14 protein-coding genes are annotated in these 15897 nt (G+C 44.1%); 7 read left to right on the forward strand and 7 right to left on the reverse strand.

The genetic code is table 11. The features are described from left to right. Positions 1-6: 6 nt before the first annotated feature. Positions 7-762 carry a septum site-determining protein MinC gene (minC, locus tag J8L84_RS15570; protein WP_211071486.1) on the reverse strand — a complete coding sequence of 252 codons (756 nt, stop codon included), beginning with the start codon at positions 760-762 and terminating at the stop codon, positions 7-9. Between the two features lie 298 nt (positions 763-1060). Continuing rightward, entirely contained in the window at positions 1061-2452 is a 1392-nt protein-coding gene (locus J8L84_RS15575) for a class II fumarate hydratase (RefSeq protein WP_211071487.1), read from the reverse strand. 380 nt (positions 2453-2832) lie between these two features. Here J8L84_RS15575 and J8L84_RS15580 point away from each other — a divergent pair, with 380 nt between their 5' ends. Next, the gene (locus J8L84_RS15580; protein WP_348771843.1) at positions 2833-4044 is read left to right on the forward strand and encodes a putative manganese transporter; all 1212 of its coding nucleotides are present in this window, start codon (positions 2833-2835) and stop codon (positions 4042-4044) included. A 64-nt stretch (positions 4045-4108) separates the two neighbouring features. On the opposite strand, the gene J8L84_RS15585 is transcribed toward J8L84_RS15580, so the two are convergent. Then, positions 4109-4834: a DUF6776 family protein gene (locus tag J8L84_RS15585; RefSeq protein ID WP_211071488.1), complete on the reverse strand. Its 726-nt coding sequence runs from the start codon at positions 4832-4834 to the stop codon at positions 4109-4111. Between the two features lie 116 nt (positions 4835-4950). Here J8L84_RS15585 and J8L84_RS15590 point away from each other — a divergent pair, with 116 nt between their 5' ends. From J8L84_RS15590 to J8L84_RS15600, 3 genes are all read left to right on the forward strand, one after another. Further along, positions 4951-6627, forward strand: coding sequence for a chloride channel protein (locus J8L84_RS15590; protein ID WP_211071489.1), 1677 nt, complete (start codon positions 4951-4953; stop codon positions 6625-6627). A gap of 2 nt (positions 6628-6629) precedes the next feature. Beyond that, positions 6630-7058 carry a protoporphyrinogen oxidase HemJ gene (gene hemJ, locus J8L84_RS15595; RefSeq protein ID WP_057789716.1) on the forward strand — a complete coding sequence of 143 codons (429 nt, stop codon included), beginning with the start codon at positions 6630-6632 and terminating at the stop codon, positions 7056-7058. 68 nt (positions 7059-7126) lie between these two features. Next, positions 7127-7324 carry a hypothetical protein gene (locus tag J8L84_RS15600; RefSeq protein WP_211071490.1) on the forward strand — a complete coding sequence of 66 codons (198 nt, stop codon included), beginning with the start codon at positions 7127-7129 and terminating at the stop codon, positions 7322-7324. Here J8L84_RS15600 and J8L84_RS15605 read toward each other — a convergent pair. Further along, on the reverse strand, positions 7321-8010 hold the full coding sequence (locus J8L84_RS15605) for a UPF0149 family protein (protein ID WP_211071491.1): 690 nt from the start codon (positions 8008-8010) through the stop codon (positions 7321-7323). The two genes, J8L84_RS15600 and J8L84_RS15605, sit on opposite strands and share 4 nt — an antisense overlap. A gap of 218 nt (positions 8011-8228) precedes the next feature. Here J8L84_RS15605 and J8L84_RS15610 point away from each other — a divergent pair, with 218 nt between their 5' ends. Then, positions 8229-9455, forward strand: coding sequence for an Nramp family divalent metal transporter (locus J8L84_RS15610; protein ID WP_211071492.1), 1227 nt, complete (start codon positions 8229-8231; stop codon positions 9453-9455). Between the two features lie 128 nt (positions 9456-9583). Here J8L84_RS15610 and J8L84_RS15615 read toward each other — a convergent pair whose 3' ends face one another. The 3 genes from J8L84_RS15615 to typA all read right to left on the reverse strand — a co-directional run bounded on the left by J8L84_RS15615 (position 9584) and on the right by typA (position 13288). After that, positions 9584-10729, reverse strand: coding sequence for an aminotransferase class I/II-fold pyridoxal phosphate-dependent enzyme (locus J8L84_RS15615; protein WP_211071493.1), 1146 nt, complete (start codon positions 10727-10729; stop codon positions 9584-9586). A 141-nt stretch (positions 10730-10870) separates the two neighbouring features. After that, positions 10871-11263 carry a response regulator gene (locus J8L84_RS15620; RefSeq protein ID WP_211071494.1) on the reverse strand — a complete coding sequence of 131 codons (393 nt, stop codon included), beginning with the start codon at positions 11261-11263 and terminating at the stop codon, positions 10871-10873. Between the two features lie 195 nt (positions 11264-11458). Next, the gene (gene typA, locus J8L84_RS15625; protein ID WP_211071495.1) at positions 11459-13288 is read right to left on the reverse strand and encodes a translational GTPase TypA; all 1830 of its coding nucleotides are present in this window, start codon (positions 13286-13288) and stop codon (positions 11459-11461) included. Between the two features lie 432 nt (positions 13289-13720). Here typA and glnA point away from each other — a divergent pair, with 432 nt between their 5' ends. Both glnA and J8L84_RS15635 read left to right on the forward strand, forming a co-directional pair. Continuing rightward, positions 13721-15130: a glutamate--ammonia ligase gene (gene glnA, locus J8L84_RS15630; RefSeq protein WP_211071496.1), complete on the forward strand. Its 1410-nt coding sequence runs from the start codon at positions 13721-13723 to the stop codon at positions 15128-15130. Between the two features lie 105 nt (positions 15131-15235). Further along, the gene (locus J8L84_RS15635) at positions 15236-15805 is read left to right on the forward strand and encodes a DUF4124 domain-containing protein (RefSeq protein WP_211071497.1); all 570 of its coding nucleotides are present in this window, start codon (positions 15236-15238) and stop codon (positions 15803-15805) included. Positions 15806-15897: the final 92 nt, after the last annotated feature.

Here is a 15897-nt window from a genome sequence, read left to right on the forward strand (position 1 = left end):
TAACACTTAGGCGATAGGCTCAATGCGTAACGTGTCCTCTTCTAAATAGATTTGTGCGGGCTGTTTCCAGCATGATGCTTTTACGGTTTCATGCATAATGAATTGCCCAGCAATTGAGATAAGTTCTGCATCTAACGACTGACAAAAAACGCGGGCATGCACGTTGCCTTTTACGCCCGCCAGAGCTCGGCCTCTAAGTGTGCCGTAAACGTGAATATTTCCATCTGCAAGTACTTCCGCCCCTTCACTTACTGCCGCGGTAATGACCAAATCACCACCTTCAGCATAGACTTGCTGCCCTGAGCGTACTGGGCGACTAATAACTTTTACTGGTTTTGTGACAGGTGCTGGTGTAGGCACTGGTGAAGAAACTGGAGTAGGTGCTGCAGGCTCATTCGCGGCCTGCTCTTTTAACGTGGTGCTTTCTGGTTTTGTTGTTTTCAACGAGCTTTCTGTGAATTTACTTTGGCTAACATCCGCTAAGCCCAAGTCGTTGATGATACTTCTCAGTGGCCCTACTTCACCGCGTACAGCCATAGGTTGAAGCTTAAAGCGTCGACACAATGCAACGAGCAACTCGAACTCGGTGGCATTCAGTGATTTGACTAAATGCAAAATTAGCGATGAACGAGTGAAAAACTGGGGTGCACTATTTACCTTCTCAGCAAGCTGAGATTCAAAGGTATCTGGATCAAAATCGATCACTTCTAACACGATACTGGTTAGTGTAGTGCCCTTCATGCGAAAGCATGTATCTGTCATTAATTATTCCTGAGTAATTTTTATTGCTCAACTGCCCAACCATGAGGGCTTAAAGCGAGTATGCACTCTATCAAATTCCGCTTCATCGGCAATAGGCAAGCGCTTAACAAGCGCACAACTGCTCACAAAATAATCACAATCTAGCATTCCTTTGCACTGGGCATCTAGTATCGACCAAAAATAACATTCGAAACCCATAAAAAAAGCGTGGGGCTCCACGCTTTGTATATCAACATTTTGTCCATAGAGCGTTTCAACCAGCGCATTAAAGCCCAAGTTAAACGCTCTATTTACAACCTTAACGCTGAGTTTCAGTCAGTTTTTTAGGATCTAATAACGATTCCAATTCAGACTTTGGTAAGTCGGTCATCGCTTCTGCAACATCGATAACAGGCATTTTATCTTTGTAAGCTTTTTTCGCTATTTCTGCGGCTTTCGCATAACCAATGATAGGGTTAAGCGCCGTCACCAAAATAGGATTCTTTGCCAATGCTTTCTCAAGGTTTTCTTGGTTAACCGTAAAACCTTCAATGGCCTGTTCGCCCAACAGCACACAGCTATTAGACATTAGCTTAATACTCGAAAGCAAATTATCGGCAATCATGGGTAGCATAACGTTAAGCTCGAAATTACCCGACTGCCCGCCTACTGTTATGGCTGCATCGTTCCCTATCACCTGCGCCGAAGCCATTGCCACCGCTTCGGGTATTACTGGGTTCACTTTGCCCGGCATAATAGATGACCCTGGTTGCAATGCGGGTAGCGATACTTCACCTAAACCAGCAAGTGGCCCTGAATTCATCCAGCGTAAGTCATTTGAAATTTTCATTAAGGTGACCGCGAGGGATTTTATCGCGCCAGATAAGGTTACCGCAGTGTCTTGCGAACTAATTAATGCGAAGCAATTGTCAGCAGGGGTAAATGCGATGCCAGTAAGCTCAGATAGCTTATTAGCAAAGGTTTCAGCAAAGTCAGGATGTGCATTTACACCTGTGCCCACTGCTGTTCCACCTTGCGCTAACGTTTGAATGGCAGGTTGAAGCATTTTTACGGTTTCTAACTGCTGGCTAAGCTGCGCAGACCAAGCACGTAAACTTTGATCCATCCTAACCGGCATAGCATCCATTAAATGAGTACGGCCCGTTTTGCAATAATCAGACACTGAATTCGCTTTGGTATCAATGATACTAATTAGCCTAGTAATGGCAGGGATAAGCGACTCTTTCAGTTCAATGGCGGCACTTGCGTGAATAGTAGTGGGAATAACATCGTTTGAGCTTTGCCCGTTGTTCACATGATCGTTAGGGTGAACCACTCCCCCTTTACGTTTCCCCTGTTGTTGATTCGCCAAGTTAGCGATAACCTCATTGGCATTCATATTTGTACTAGTCCCTGAGCCTGTTTGGAATATATCTACAGGGAAGTGCTGCTGTAACTCAGGTTCACTCAGTAATGTGTCACAGGCTTGTTCGATAGCGTCGGCAATGTCGGCATCAAGTGTATCGAGTTTTTTATTCGCAAGTGCAGCGGCTTTTTTAATTGTCACTAGAGTGCGAATGAAAGTAAGCGGCATTCGCTCACCACTTACTGGAAAGTTATTAATTGCGCGTTGTGTTTGGGCGCCATATAACGCATCGCTAGGGACTTCTAGTTCCCCCATACTGTCACTTTCTGTTCGGGTATTTGTCATAACGGTCCCCTTAATCTGAAGAAATAAATCTTACTGCTACTCTTGGCTACTTCGCCCTGCACGGTTTGGATCCTTATTTACCTTTCAACAACAGTGCATCTGTCAATACATTCATCAAAGCACTTATAAAAGCATTTATAGAAGCACTGCCCAATACATGTGTTTTATAAGCGTTGAAGATGAAGATTGACAGATTAATGTTGAATGATAATAATTACTATTATCATTAGTGGCATTTGCAGCATGATCTGAACACGCAAGTATTCGTAGGAATTAGTACAGTTCGCTAACGAAAAACGTTGTAAGAGTCTTCGGTAAAACTTTTATTTTTTACCATATCACGTGGGTTAACCACATATTGCTATCATTTGGAATCGAGAGTGTCTTCCCTAACCTCAACTGAAAAAGTCAGCATTAGGCAAAAAACACTAATGTTAAACAAGCGCCTCTTCTTACCGGCGTTTGTCGTTATGCTCCTTGTTTACTCATTCACTCAGGAAGCGACCATCGCGGTTTTGTCTGATGCCTATTTTCAAGTAGCGGCATTTGTTTACGCGTCACTTTCTATTTACTACATTGCCACGTTAAAAGTCTCTGCTGAAGCCATCGGCGACTTTATGCGCAAGCATCCATTTTATGAAGTAGGCTTAGCCTCATTCCTCGGTGCCCTTCCCGGCTGCGGGGGCGCGATCATAGTGGTCACTCAATACACCCGAGGTGTCACAAGCTTTGGTGCGGTAGTTGCTGTACTAACAAGTACCATGGGTGACGCCGCGTTCTTATTATTGGCACAAGCGCCGTTTGACGGTTTAACGGTCATGGGTGTTGGAATGGTGGTAGGTACCCTAACCGGCGTTATTGTGAACCGTTTCCACAATTACCAAACACCGTCCTCAACTAGAGCACTAAATAGTACCGATGGCCATGTAGGTAGCAATAGTGACGATAGTGAGCAAGCACCAAGCACGGCTCCCTCTTCTATTGATAAACTTTCTACCTACTTCTGGCTGATTGTAGCGTTACCGTCACTTGCCATCGCACTGGGCTTGTCGTTTCAATCGCCAGTTCATGAATATCTAGGTATTACGGAACCAACGTTGCAACTTATTGGTGCTGTGTTGTGCCTATCGGCAATTACACTGTGGTCATTAAATGGTGGCAGTGCAGGTTACGCCTCGCTTACCAAAGAAGATGCTATTACGCCTCCACCACGCTGGCAGAGTAAAGCCGCGTTAGACACCCAATTTGTATTAGCTTGGGTTATCGTCGCTTTTTTATTGTTTGAATTATCGATACTGTGGTTTGGACTAGATATAGGTGCCACGCTAACATCAATGGGCGCAAGCGTTGTAGGCCTAGCAATTTTAGTTGGCTTTTTACCTGGATGTGGTCCACAAATTTTAGTGACCAGCCTGTATTTGAATGGTGCAGTGCCATTTTCAGCTCAGCTTGGTAATGCTATTAGTAACGACGGTGATGCATTGTTTCCCGCCATCGCCCTATCGCCAAAAGCGGCCATTCTAGCCACTGTTTATTCCGCGGTTCCTGCCATAGCAGTAGGTTACGGGTATTATTTTCTATTTGAGAGATAGCGATGTCAGTAAGGCTAACCGTTGCAAGATACTGTCGGTTTGCATTTAATGTATCGACGAGGCGCTACTGAGTATCTTCCGACAAACTGTCACGGTTCAATGCGTCTTCCCATTTGACCGTTTTAGCTAAGTCTCCGCGCTTAGCATTATATTGGTACACGGTAGTTTCTAGCGTAATTGATGTCGGTTGAAATCCATCAGGTAGCGTAAAGCTTGTATTAATGGCTTGAAAATATTTAAACCTATACTCAATTTCTTGCTGAATAAACTCTGGCTCGCCAATAGCAACCGTGTACTCCTTCCCTTCCCGCTCACCTACTAAGGTGACTGCAAGTTTGCCCTTAACTAACGCTTTGTTTTGTCGCTGCTGAAGCACTACAAAACGCATTTGAAATTGATTAGGCTCTGGCAGTGAGACAACCTCTACCCCTTCAATGACAAAACCATCTTGGGTGGTTTCAGGTGCCATAATTCGCTGGTAAAAAGCCAATTGCTGTTGAAGCTCAGCCTGCTCGATTTGAACGTTGTTGAGCTGCTCAGCTATCGATTTTTTTTCCAGTTCTGTTAACTGTAACGCGACTTCCAGTTGATTAACCTGAGTCACATATTGATTATTTTCACTGACTAATATCGCAATGGTTTTATCTTGAGCGGCTACCTTCAGGCTATCACCCTCATCCACTATTCGCGCTAACTTGTAGCCAAACGCTATCATTACCAGTAACAAAGCAGCGACAAGCAATGACCACTTATAATCGCCTAGGAGTTGTTTCAATTTATCAGTTGTCATGAATAGTTTTGGTTCTTAATTTGCTTGAGCCAGAGACATTAAAATTCTTAACATTATGAATTTCAAGTGTTTGTGGTAAGCTGCTTATATCTACGATTTCTCTACTGTATCACAACATGCGTTTGCAGGCTTTACGACAAGAAGTGGCTCACCCGAGGACGTCTATACAACTTTGCCTCTTGGGTATAGTGGGCGGCGTAAGTGCTGCATCGCTGATCATCATGTTTCGTCTTTGCGTGGAATGGCTTCAAGCCTCAGGTTTCGGCGCACTGCGGGAGTGGTTCAATGATGAATGGCCGGTTTGGTTTCTCATGCCCTTACTTAGCGTGCTGTGTATTTTGCTTATTGCCTATATCACCGGTTTTAAGCACTATCGAATGGGTATTCCCTTTGTTATCCACCGAGTAAAATATTACTACGGCCATATTCCCTTTCGCACCACTATTAATCAGTTTTTCGGCGGTATGTTGGCCTTAGCCGGCGGCTTCGTGGTAGGCCGAGAAGGCCCCTGTGTTCATTTAGGTGCATCGGCCAGCAGTTTCTTAGGTCAATGGCTACGGCTTCCCTACAACAGCATTCGTATTTTAGCGGGCTGTGGTATTGCTGCGGGTATATCCGCCTCATTTAATACCCCGTTTGCGGCAGTTATCTTCGTTATGGAAGTGGTGCTGCGGGAATATAAAATACATATATTTGTGCCTGTAATGCTTGCCGCCGCCTGTGGATCGGTACTAACCCGTATCGTATTTGGGCAGGTAAACGAACTGTCATTTTTGTCTTTTACCGCATTTAGTCAATGGATGTACCTATACCTCGTTTTACTAGGCGTATTACTCGGTATGCTCGCTACATTATTTAATAACCAACTTATGCGGGTAATGACCTGGTTTAGACCTGTCCCTATGGTGTGGCGACTCATGCTGGCGGCGCTAATAACGGGTACCGTGGGTATGCTGTTGCCCGAGGCATTAGGGGCGAACTTTATTGATGTTGAAACGCTGTTTGCCAGTAACCCAGAAACCCTTTTACTGTGTGCTATTTTAGTGAGCAAGGTTGTACTGGCTGTATTTGCTATTGGGCTGGGTATTCCCGGCGGCATTATTGGGCCTGTCATGGTTATCGGCATGCTTGCTGGCGCTGTACTATTGGTGCCCCTATCATATTTTATCGATGTGCCTGAATTTACTAACAGCTTTGCCTTATTAGGCATTGCAGGCATGCTTACCGCCGTACTTCATGCGCCGTTAGCGGCATTATCTGCGGTAATGGAGCTATCTTACAGCCCTGAAATTATCTTGCCCGCTATGCTGGTCATCGTGCCTGCGTATGTGACATCAACACAGTTTTTCGGCAATCGGTCTATTTTTATTCGCCAATTAGACTATCAGAACTTACCCTATGCTATCTCTTCCATTCGCGAAGCCCTTGAAAAAACCGGTGTACTGGCGGCATTAAGTAAAGACTATAAGCTTTTTCATGATGCCCCAGATAAAGCGCTAGAAGACTATTTGTCGAAGAACCCGACAAAAATCGTCATTCAGCAGTCAAAATTTGAAATAGATGTGCAGTATCGTCTGGTCCAATATAATGTGAGCTTAGAACACGATGCTAATGCTCTCAGTTATCACGAGATGGAAGGCTTGAATGCCCAAAGCACTCTACATGAAGTGTATGAACATCTTAAAAATACGCGCTCTGGCGCGGTCTATATTTACGATCAGGAACACAACGACATCATTGGCGTTATTACCTGGAATATTTTGCAAAGCTTTTTACAAAAGGCACAGTATTAACAATGTACATTTTATGGTTCAAAGCACTTCACATTTTTTTTATGCTAGCGTGGATGGCAGGCATTTTTTACCTTCCTCGACTATTTGTTTATCACGCTGAAGCTACATCGCAAGACGTGAAAGATCAGTTTAAAGTGATGGAGAGAAGGCTGTGGTTTTTTGTCACCCCTTTCGCTTTTTTAACCTTAGCGTTTGGCGTCGCACTTATCGTAAGCTACGGCAGTACGTGGTTTAAAATGTCAGGTTGGCTGCACATTAAATTCATGCTTTTGCTTGCACTTTACAGCTATCACTTCTATTTGTTTAAGCTAGTAAAACAATTCTCCCGTGATGAAAACCGTCACAGTGCCAAATTTTACCGCATTATTAATGAAGCTCCGGTACTGCTAATATTGGCTATTGTTTGTTTAGCAGTAGTAAAACCGCTATAAATTGAACAGGCCGTATTACCACGGACTGATGTTATGGAATAACCGTTAAATAACCTAAAGGAAACTACATGGATGATAGTAACCAGCATTTAAAAGACTTGTTGTCGCAAACTGATTTAGCGTTTAAAGCGCTGATGCGCCAACCTAGCTCTAGCGAGTTGAGTAACGCTTACGACAGCGCTAAGGCTGAGTTAGACGCCTATATGAAGTCGTTGCGAAATACGCTTTCTCAGCGCAAACACCTACAACGCCAGAAAGCCCGTTAAGAGATTTTCGTAAAGGTTTCAAACTGGTTAGGTAATGCTGCGCTCAGCTCTCCAGCCAGAGCAATATAATCTTGGATCATCGCAGGAAGCTGCTTCCACAATAAGGGTAAGTTTTCTTTTAGCTGTTGAGCTTGGTCGGGGTTACGATACTGCAACGCCAGTTCAACATTCGCTAGGGTAGTAAATAACTTCAAGCAACGAGACAGCCTTTTCTCTGGGGTATCTGAGGCATTGATATCTTCTCGCAAGGCCTCTTTTGCACTTAGCTTTTCCCACGCCTGTTGCCAGACTTCTTCAAGTTGCTGATGCACATAAAGTAACCCTTCAAGCCATTGGGCTAGTTCAGGGGCGATTTCAGGCGAAAGTTCAGGCGCAGTATCAAGTTCACCATCTGAATACTCACAGCGCGTGGGCATTAAGGGTTTTTCGTCTGTCATACACTGCAGGTGAGCCCTTAAGTTATTCATCAGTACATCCGCTAAAGCATCTACATCTTTGTCTACTAGTGCACTTGAAGAGCTTTGAATCAACCATGGCATCCACTGCTCTGGCATAGGGATTTCTGGTGATGCCGCAACGGCGAATATCATACCGTCGGCTTTGTAAGCGCTAGGTAGTACGTGCGTTAATTTGCCCTTTTCAAACACAGGCAAAAGAATATCGATGGGACGCGCCGTTTCTGACATTAAAATTTCCTACTAGCGGTTGAAATGACCTATTTATAACCTGTACCCTTCGCGCCCGTTTACCATGTTGGATTAAAAACGTTGGCTAAAAACGTATTTTTTCAATTGTATCCAAAGCACAAGAACATAGTGAGCGAATAGCAATAGCGTTTGTTTGCGTAGTTGCGCAATAGCTAACCTATTGTCATGATAGCAAAACTAAACTAAGAGTGACTGCAATGGCAAAAGATAAATCAGGATATATTATCGCGGCCGCCTTTATTGGCCCAGGTACAGTAACAACGGCAAGTCTAGCAGGCGCTAACTTCGGTTTTCATTTGGTGTGGGCATTATTGTTTTCAATTTTTGCCACCATCGTATTACAAGATATGGCTGCTCGCCTAGGGGTGGCAACGGGCAAAGGCTTGGCATCAGCGATGAAAGATATGGTGTCTACGCCATGGCTGAAAATGCTTTTTATTGCGTTAATTGTTAGCGCAATTGGTATTGGGAACGCCGCCTATGAATCAGGCAACCTAACCGGCGCCGCCATTGGTCTGGATGCGTTTTGGGAAATTGGCACAGGCACTTGGGCACTTATTCTTGGTGCGCTAGCTATCGCACTGCTTTGGACGGGTAGCTATTCATGGATAGAAAGCGTACTGGTGTACCTCGTGTTTATTATGGCTGGGGTGTTTTTCGTTACCCTTGTTGTAGCTAAGCCTGATATATCATTAATGTTTAGCCAGTTACTGCAGCCCCGTTTAGCCGCCGATTCCATTACTACCATACTTGCGTTAATAGGCACCACCATTGTGCCTTACAACTTATTCCTTCATGCGAGTCTTGTGGCGAAGTCATCCCGAAACACAGAGAACCCAACCCCGGATAAAACGAATTCTGATAAAAGCGATGCGATTAAAGCGTGCAGAAAACAATCGGCAACGGCTATTAGCATGGGCGGCTTAATTACCCTTGTGGTGATGGCCACGGCCATGATGGCTTTTTTCAATCAAGCCGCCACCATGGATGCAGGTAACATGGGCGAACAGTTAAAGCCGGTGTTAGGCGACAAAGCCCAGTGGTTCTTTGCACTAGGCTTATTTGCGGCTGGGCTAACCAGCGCCATAACCGCGCCTCTTGCGGCTGCATATGCAGTATGTGGTGCGCTGGGGTTATCTGACAACATGAAGAGCAAGGGGTTTCGCGCAGTATGGTTAGCAATCATTGTGTGTGGCGTTGCCGTTGCTGCATTAGGATTTAAACCCTTGCCAGCTATCTTATTTGCTCAGGCTACCAACGGCTTATTGCTGCCTATTATTGCTATTTTTTTGTTAGTAGTGATGAATAAAAGCAAAGCCCTCGGTGATTTCAAAAATACCCTATGGAGCAATCTTGCAGGGGTTTTAGTGGTATCGGTTGTGGTGGGATTAGGTCTCTATAAACTGACTAGCCTATTCATCTAATCCGCTAATTTTAGCCACTAAAAAGCCCGTTATGCGTTAAGCAAACGGGCTTTTTTTATATGCTAGCGTTTAATGAGTAATTAGCGCGTAAATAGTGGCTAGCGTGTAATTTGTCGCTAACTTGTGAACTACTTAGCTAAACGTTGTAGTACATCATTAAGCATCGACTGGCTGCAGCCAAAGTTAATTCTGAAATGATCCGCTTTATGAAAATCTGCGCCAGGAGAAGGCCCTACGCCTTTTTCCTCTGCCCATGTTTGCACGTTTTCTACGCCTAAACCACTTGCGTCAACCCAAGCTAAAAAGGTAGCGTCAGGCTTCAACATTGATAACCCGTCGATACCGTTTATGGTTTCAAACACGGCATCACGGTTCGCACGTAAATAGTCAATTTGAGCACTGTGCCAATCATCACACAACGTAAATGCGGCTTCGGTAGCGGCTAATCCCAGCACGGTAACCCAAGGCATAATGCCCGCGGCTGCGCTGGTAAATTGCTGCCTAAGTTTAGAGTCTGGAATAATCGCAAAAGAAGTGCCTAAACCCGCAACGTTAAAGGTTTTGCTAGCAGCCATTAGGGTAACACTGTTGTCGGCTAAGTTAACCTCACGACCTGCAGGTATATGCTTAAGGCCTGGCTCTAAGATTAAATCACAGTGGATTTCATCTGAACATAAACGCACGTCATTGGCGTTACAAATATCAGCAACCCGATCTAGCTCTGCTTTAGTTAATACCGAGCCAACTGGGTTCATTGGATTACAAAGAATGAATAGCTTACATTTGGGGTCGGCCGCATGGGCTTCTAATGCTTTGAAATCCAACGTATAGCGCTTTCCTTGTGATTCTGGGTCAATCACAGTGCCAATATCGATACGCTCTAGTTCATTTAATTTTGGCGCCGCTAGCAATGGGGGGTAGTTAGGTGTTTGAATAAGCACCTTATCGCCTGGCTCACAATACGCTTTACAGGCTACGTTGAACGCAGGCACTACGCCTGGTGTCCACACAATCCATTCTGATTTCACATCCCAGTCATGTTTGAGTTTCAACCAGCGCTGAATTGCGCTTATAGCGCCTTGATGCTGACCCGGTAGTACATAACCTAAGTTGCCGTGCTCAACTTGTGCTGAAATTGCATCCAAAATAGGCTGTGCGCAACGAAATTCAGTATCGGCAACCCAAGCAGGAATAATGTCCTTACCTTTATATTTTTGCCACTTAAACGAATAGGTATCTTTACGAGGTGGAGTTTGGTCAAAATTAATCGTCACACATACATCCTGTTGCCATTACATTATGGGCACCAGTGTAATAATTCGTAAGCATATAAACTAGCGCTGCTTAGACCATTTAGGACTTTTTTATTTGTTTGCTAGCACCATTGCATACTTTTACTGACGAGTAGCTCGTTATTAACTAACGCGACTTTTCGTATTTGCTAGCACTACGGATTTCGCCTTTGCGGCCAAGGCGTCCATTTCCAGCGGTTTCGCTAAAAATCCAGATACACCTAATTTGCGCGCTTCCATGACGACTTCTTTATTGGGATCGCTAGTGATAAGTAAAAAAGGAACGGATAAATTCGCAGATCGGCATGCTTTTAACAAACTTAACCCGTCATACTCTTTCATGACTTGGTCGCTGATAATAAGCTGAAGGGTGTCTGGTGTTTGTTGGAGTAAGAATTCACGGGCAATTTTACTTCGGCTAAACGGGTAAACCGTCGCCGACAAGCGGGTTTCTAATGCATCGGTAATAAGATCGAGCGTGATAACATCGTCTTCAATAACTGCTACAGAGAACACGGGCTTTGCCTTTTTAGTTTCATTAACTTGATGATAGAGGCCAAACTCGATGTTGCCAACTCATCTTTCGTCGAAATTTCAGCAAAAAGCTTATGCAAAATGCTTTAGCAAAAAAAACGCCAGCGTTAACGCTGGCGTTTCTTGAATCATCTTTACTGCTTTTAATAACCTATGAGGCTAACAAAGCAAAAGTGATTACTTTTTCTCGCGTGAAGCACGCTTACGTTCGTTTTCAGTAAGAAGTTTCTTACGAATACGAATAGACTCAGGCGTTACTTCTACTAGTTCGTCTTCATCGATAAATTCAAGCGCTTGCTCAAGAGACATATTGATCGGCGGAACCAAAGTTTGCGCTTCATCAGTACCAGAAGCACGAACGTTGGTTAACTGCTTACCTTTAAGGGCGTTAACAGTTAGGTCGTTGTCGCGGCTGTGAATACCGATAACCATACCTTCGTAAACTTCTACACCGTGACCGATAAACAAACGACCACGCTCTTGTAAGTTAAACAAGGCGTTAGTTAGCGCTTTACCATTAGCGTTGGCAATAAGAACACCGTTCTTACGCTTGCCAATGATACCGCCTTTGTACGGACCATAGTGATCGAATGTATGGTAAAGCAAACCAGAACCAGATGTCATCGTCATGAATTCAGTTTGGAAACCAATCAAACCACGGCTAGGAATAACGAAGTCGATACGTACACGGCCTTTACCATCTGGAGACATATTGGTCATTTCAGCTTTACGCAGACCAAGTTGTTCCATGATAGAGCCCTGATGCGCTTCTTCACAGTCTACCGTTAGTGTTTCGAACGGTTCTTGTGTTTGGCCATCTTCTTCTTTAAGAATAACTTCTGGACGTGATACTGCTAGTTCGTAGCCTTCACGACGCATGTTTTCAATAAGGATACCCAAGTGAAGTTCACCACGACCTGATACGCGGAATTTATCCGGATCTGGTGTTTCTTCAACACGTAGTGCAACGTTGTGTACTAGCTCGTCGTTCAAACGCTCTAGAATGTTACGTGAAGTAACATACTTACCTTCTTTACCAGAAAACGGTGAAGTGTTTACTTGGAAAGTCATGGTTACTGTTGGTTCATCAACAGATAACGGAGTCATTGCTTCTACTTGGTTAACATCACAAATAGTGTCAGAGATTTTAAGCGGACCTAAACCTGTGATTGCGATGATATCGCCTGCGCTTGCACCTTCAACTTCGTGACGTGCTAAACCAAGGTAACCATATACTAGGCCAACTTTACCGTTACGCTTTTCGCCTTCAGCAGTTACCACAGTAACTTGTTGGTTTGGCTTAACAGTACCGCGCTTAATACGGCCAACACCTATTACACCTACATAAGAGTTGTAATCGAGTTGAGAAATTTGCATTTGGAATGCGCCAGATGCATCTGCGTCTGGAGGAGATACTTGGTCAACGATTGTTTGGAACAACGCATTCATGTCATCTTCAGGTTTGTCGGCATCTAATGAAGCCCAACCGTTTAGTGCTGATGCATAAACAACTTGGAAGTCTAACTGGTCGTCAGTTGCACCAAGGTTATCGAACAAATCGAATACTTGATCCATAACCCAATCAGGACGTGCGCCAGGCTTGTCAATTTTGTTGATAACAACAATTGGCTTCAAACCTTGAGCGAATGCTTTTTGCGTTACGAAACGCGTTTGAGGCATTGGGCCTTCTTGCGCGTCTACTAGAAGCAACACTGAATCAGCCATTGACATTACACGCTCTACTTCACCACCGAAATCGGCGTGTCCTGGAGTATCTACGATGTTGATACGGTAGTCGTTCCAGTTAATAGCAGTGTTTTTAGCTAAGATTGTGATGCCGCGTTCTTTCTCGATGTCATTCGAGTCCATCACGCGCTCTTCTTGCTCTCCGCGAGTTTCAAGAGTGCCTGATTGTTGTAACAGTTTATCAACCAAAGTTGTTTTACCGTGGTCAACGTGAGCAATAATAGCAATGTTACGTAATTTATTAATATCAGTGGTAGTCATCTAGGGAGCCTGTGTAAATCATTACATGCCAATAAGCATGCATTAGATTTGTTGCAAAAAATGCAGATAGTAAATTTTGCGCGGATTGTACAGAAAAACCACGGCGTTTGCGCACCTTTTTTTTAAAGGGAGGCATGTTTTTCATTATTATAGTCTTTGATTAACGAATTTATTACTTTTGCGCCCTGTTTTCGGTGGTAACTGAAGACGAGTTACTCTAGGCTAGCTAACGGCTACTTAATTTTAATTTGCACCAAAATATAGCGATTGAGCACCATTTGGGTGCATCACCATTAATCATTCAGTAATCCTCTTGCTGCTAAGCCAGCAAAATCGGAATCACGATAGATGGCATGAAAATCGCTTTTAGTTTTTCCACTGTTGGGATGAAGCTGATCATTCCGCATTTTTACATTAAACCTGGAGGACACGATGTCAGTAGAAAAGGCATTAGAGCTAATTAAAGAAAGTGAAGCGAAATTTGTTGATTTGCGCTTTACTGATACTAAGGGCAAGGAACAACACGTATCTATTCCTGCTGGTACAGTAGACGAAGAGACATTCGAAGAAGGTAAAATGTTCGATGGTTCTTCAATTGCTGGCTGGAAAGGCATTAACGAATCAGACATGGTTCTTATGCCAGACCCTACGAGTGCGGTAATCGACCCATTCGCAGAAGAAACACAAGTTAACATTCGTTGTGACATCTTAGAGCCTTCAACAATGGAAGGTTACGAGCGTGATCCACGCTCTGTTGCACGCCGCGCAGAAGAATTCCTAAAATCTACCGGCATTGGCGACACAGTATTCTTCGGTCCAGAGCCAGAATTCTTCTTGTTTGACGATGTAAAGTTCCACACAGATATGGCTGGCTCTTTCTATAAGATTGATGCTGCTGAAGCAAAGTGGAACTCAGGCGCTGATTTTGAAGGCGGAAACATGGGTCACCGTCCTGGTGTTAAAGGCGGTTACTTCCCAGTTCCTCCAGTAGATTCAGCTCACGACATTCGTGCTGCTATGTGTCTAGTAATGGAAGAAATGGGCTTAGTTATTGAAGCGCATCACCATGAAGTTGCTACTGCTGGTCAAAACGAAATCGCTTGCGAATTCAACACACTAGTAACAAAAGCAGATGAAATCCAAGTATATAAGTATGTAGTACACAACGTAGCTCACGCTTACGGTCAAACTGCTACATTCATGCCTAAGCCTCTTGTAGGTGATAACGGTTCTGGTATGCACTGTCACCAATCAATCTCTAAAGATGGCGTAAACATCTTTGCGGGTGATAAGTATGCTGGTCTGTCTGAAGAAGCGCTTTTCTACATTGGCGGTATTATTAAACACGCTCGTGCAATCAACGCTTTTGCTAACGCATCAACAAACTCTTACAAGCGTTTGGTTCCAGGATTCGAAGCACCGGTAATGCTTGCATACTCTGCACGTAACCGTTCTGCATCTATCCGTATTCCATACGTAACGAGCGATAAAGCCCGTCGTATCGAAGTACGTTTCCCTGACCCAACAGCTAACCCATACCTTGCTTTCTCAGCAATGCTTATGGCTGGCCTTGACGGTATTAAGAACAAGATCCATCCTGGCGACTCTATGGATAAAGACTTGTACGACTTACCACCAGAAGAAGCGGCAGAAATTCCAACAGTTGCTAGCTCGCTAGAAATGGCACTAGAAGCATTGGATAACGACCGTGAATTCCTTAAAGCTGGCGGCGTTATGACTGACGACATGATTGATGCATACATCGATCTTAAGTCTGAAGAAGTGACTACGCTTGCCATGTCAACTCACCCAGTTGAGTTCGATATGTACTACAGCGTTTAATCAACGTTTAAGTGCTTGAATATACAAAGGCCCGCTTATGCGGGCTTTTTTTTATGCTAAAGCTTTTCTACTATATAAGTAAGAAACTATGAGCAGGCCTATCTATTGAAAATTTATCCTTATATTGCGTTACTTACCGCGATTGCGTTAATCCCTTATGAAAGCCATGGGCAAAGCACCTCAAATGTCCCAGAGGAGACTAACACCACAAACACACCTGTGTATAAAGTGAAGCAAGCCGATGGCACTATCCTTTATACGGATAGCCCTTCACCAAAAAGCGACACCGTCGAGTTTGACGCGAAAACACAGAATGTTGTGTCTAGCCCATCAGCACCAAAACCCACTCTGGCTCAAACGACTAAATCGAAGACAAAAACCTATAACGTGGTTATTGCCTCTCCAGCCCCTAACGCCACCCTTCGAAACAATGCCGGAAACTTCACCATACGTGCGAACCAACCGACTTCAGTAAAGGCGCCGCGCTATCAATTAATCTTCGATGGCGCCCTATTGCAGAGCAATACAACAGGCGTATTTACCTTAAATGGCATAAATCGGGGCGAACATCAGTATAAGGTTGAGCTGACAGACAATAAGGGCAAGACTCTTGCATCCTCTGCACTACAAACGCTGTTTCTGCATCAAGCATCAGCGTTAATAAATAGCAACTAACGTTCAATCGTAGCGCAAAGCCCGCACCATAGCGGGGAACAGAAAAAAAGTAACACCAATTCTGTGCCTACAAATTTTGTTGATACGTTACA

Source organism: Alteromonas sp. MMG017 (assembly GCF_018100795.1).
In the GTDB taxonomy this organism is placed as follows: domain Bacteria; phylum Pseudomonadota; class Gammaproteobacteria; order Enterobacterales; family Alteromonadaceae; genus Alteromonas.

Bases quoted from the DNA above. Each gene is read 5' to 3' on its own strand.
- minC (WP_211071486.1), bottom strand. From the start codon at position 762: ATGACAGATACATGCTTTCGCATGAAGGGCACTACACTAACCAGTATC.
- J8L84_RS15575 (WP_211071487.1), bottom strand. From the start codon at position 2,452: ATGACAAATACCCGAACAGAAAGTGACAGTATGGGGGAACTAGAAGTC.
- J8L84_RS15585 (WP_211071488.1), bottom strand. From the start codon at position 4,834: ATGACAACTGATAAATTGAAACAACTCCTAGGCGATTATAAGTGGTCA.
- J8L84_RS15590 (WP_211071489.1), top strand. From the start codon at position 4,951: ATGCGTTTGCAGGCTTTACGACAAGAAGTGGCTCACCCGAGGACGTCT.
- hemJ (WP_057789716.1), top strand. From the start codon at position 6,630: ATGTACATTTTATGGTTCAAAGCACTTCACATTTTTTTTATGCTAGCG.
- J8L84_RS15600 (WP_211071490.1), top strand. From the start codon at position 7,127: ATGGATGATAGTAACCAGCATTTAAAAGACTTGTTGTCGCAAACTGAT.
- J8L84_RS15605 (WP_211071491.1), bottom strand. From the start codon at position 8,010: ATGTCAGAAACGGCGCGTCCCATCGATATTCTTTTGCCTGTGTTTGAA.
- J8L84_RS15610 (WP_211071492.1), top strand. From the start codon at position 8,229: ATGGCAAAAGATAAATCAGGATATATTATCGCGGCCGCCTTTATTGGC.
- typA (WP_211071495.1), bottom strand. From the start codon at position 13,288: ATGACTACCACTGATATTAATAAATTACGTAACATTGCTATTATTGCT.
- glnA (WP_211071496.1), top strand. From the start codon at position 13,721: ATGTCAGTAGAAAAGGCATTAGAGCTAATTAAAGAAAGTGAAGCGAAA.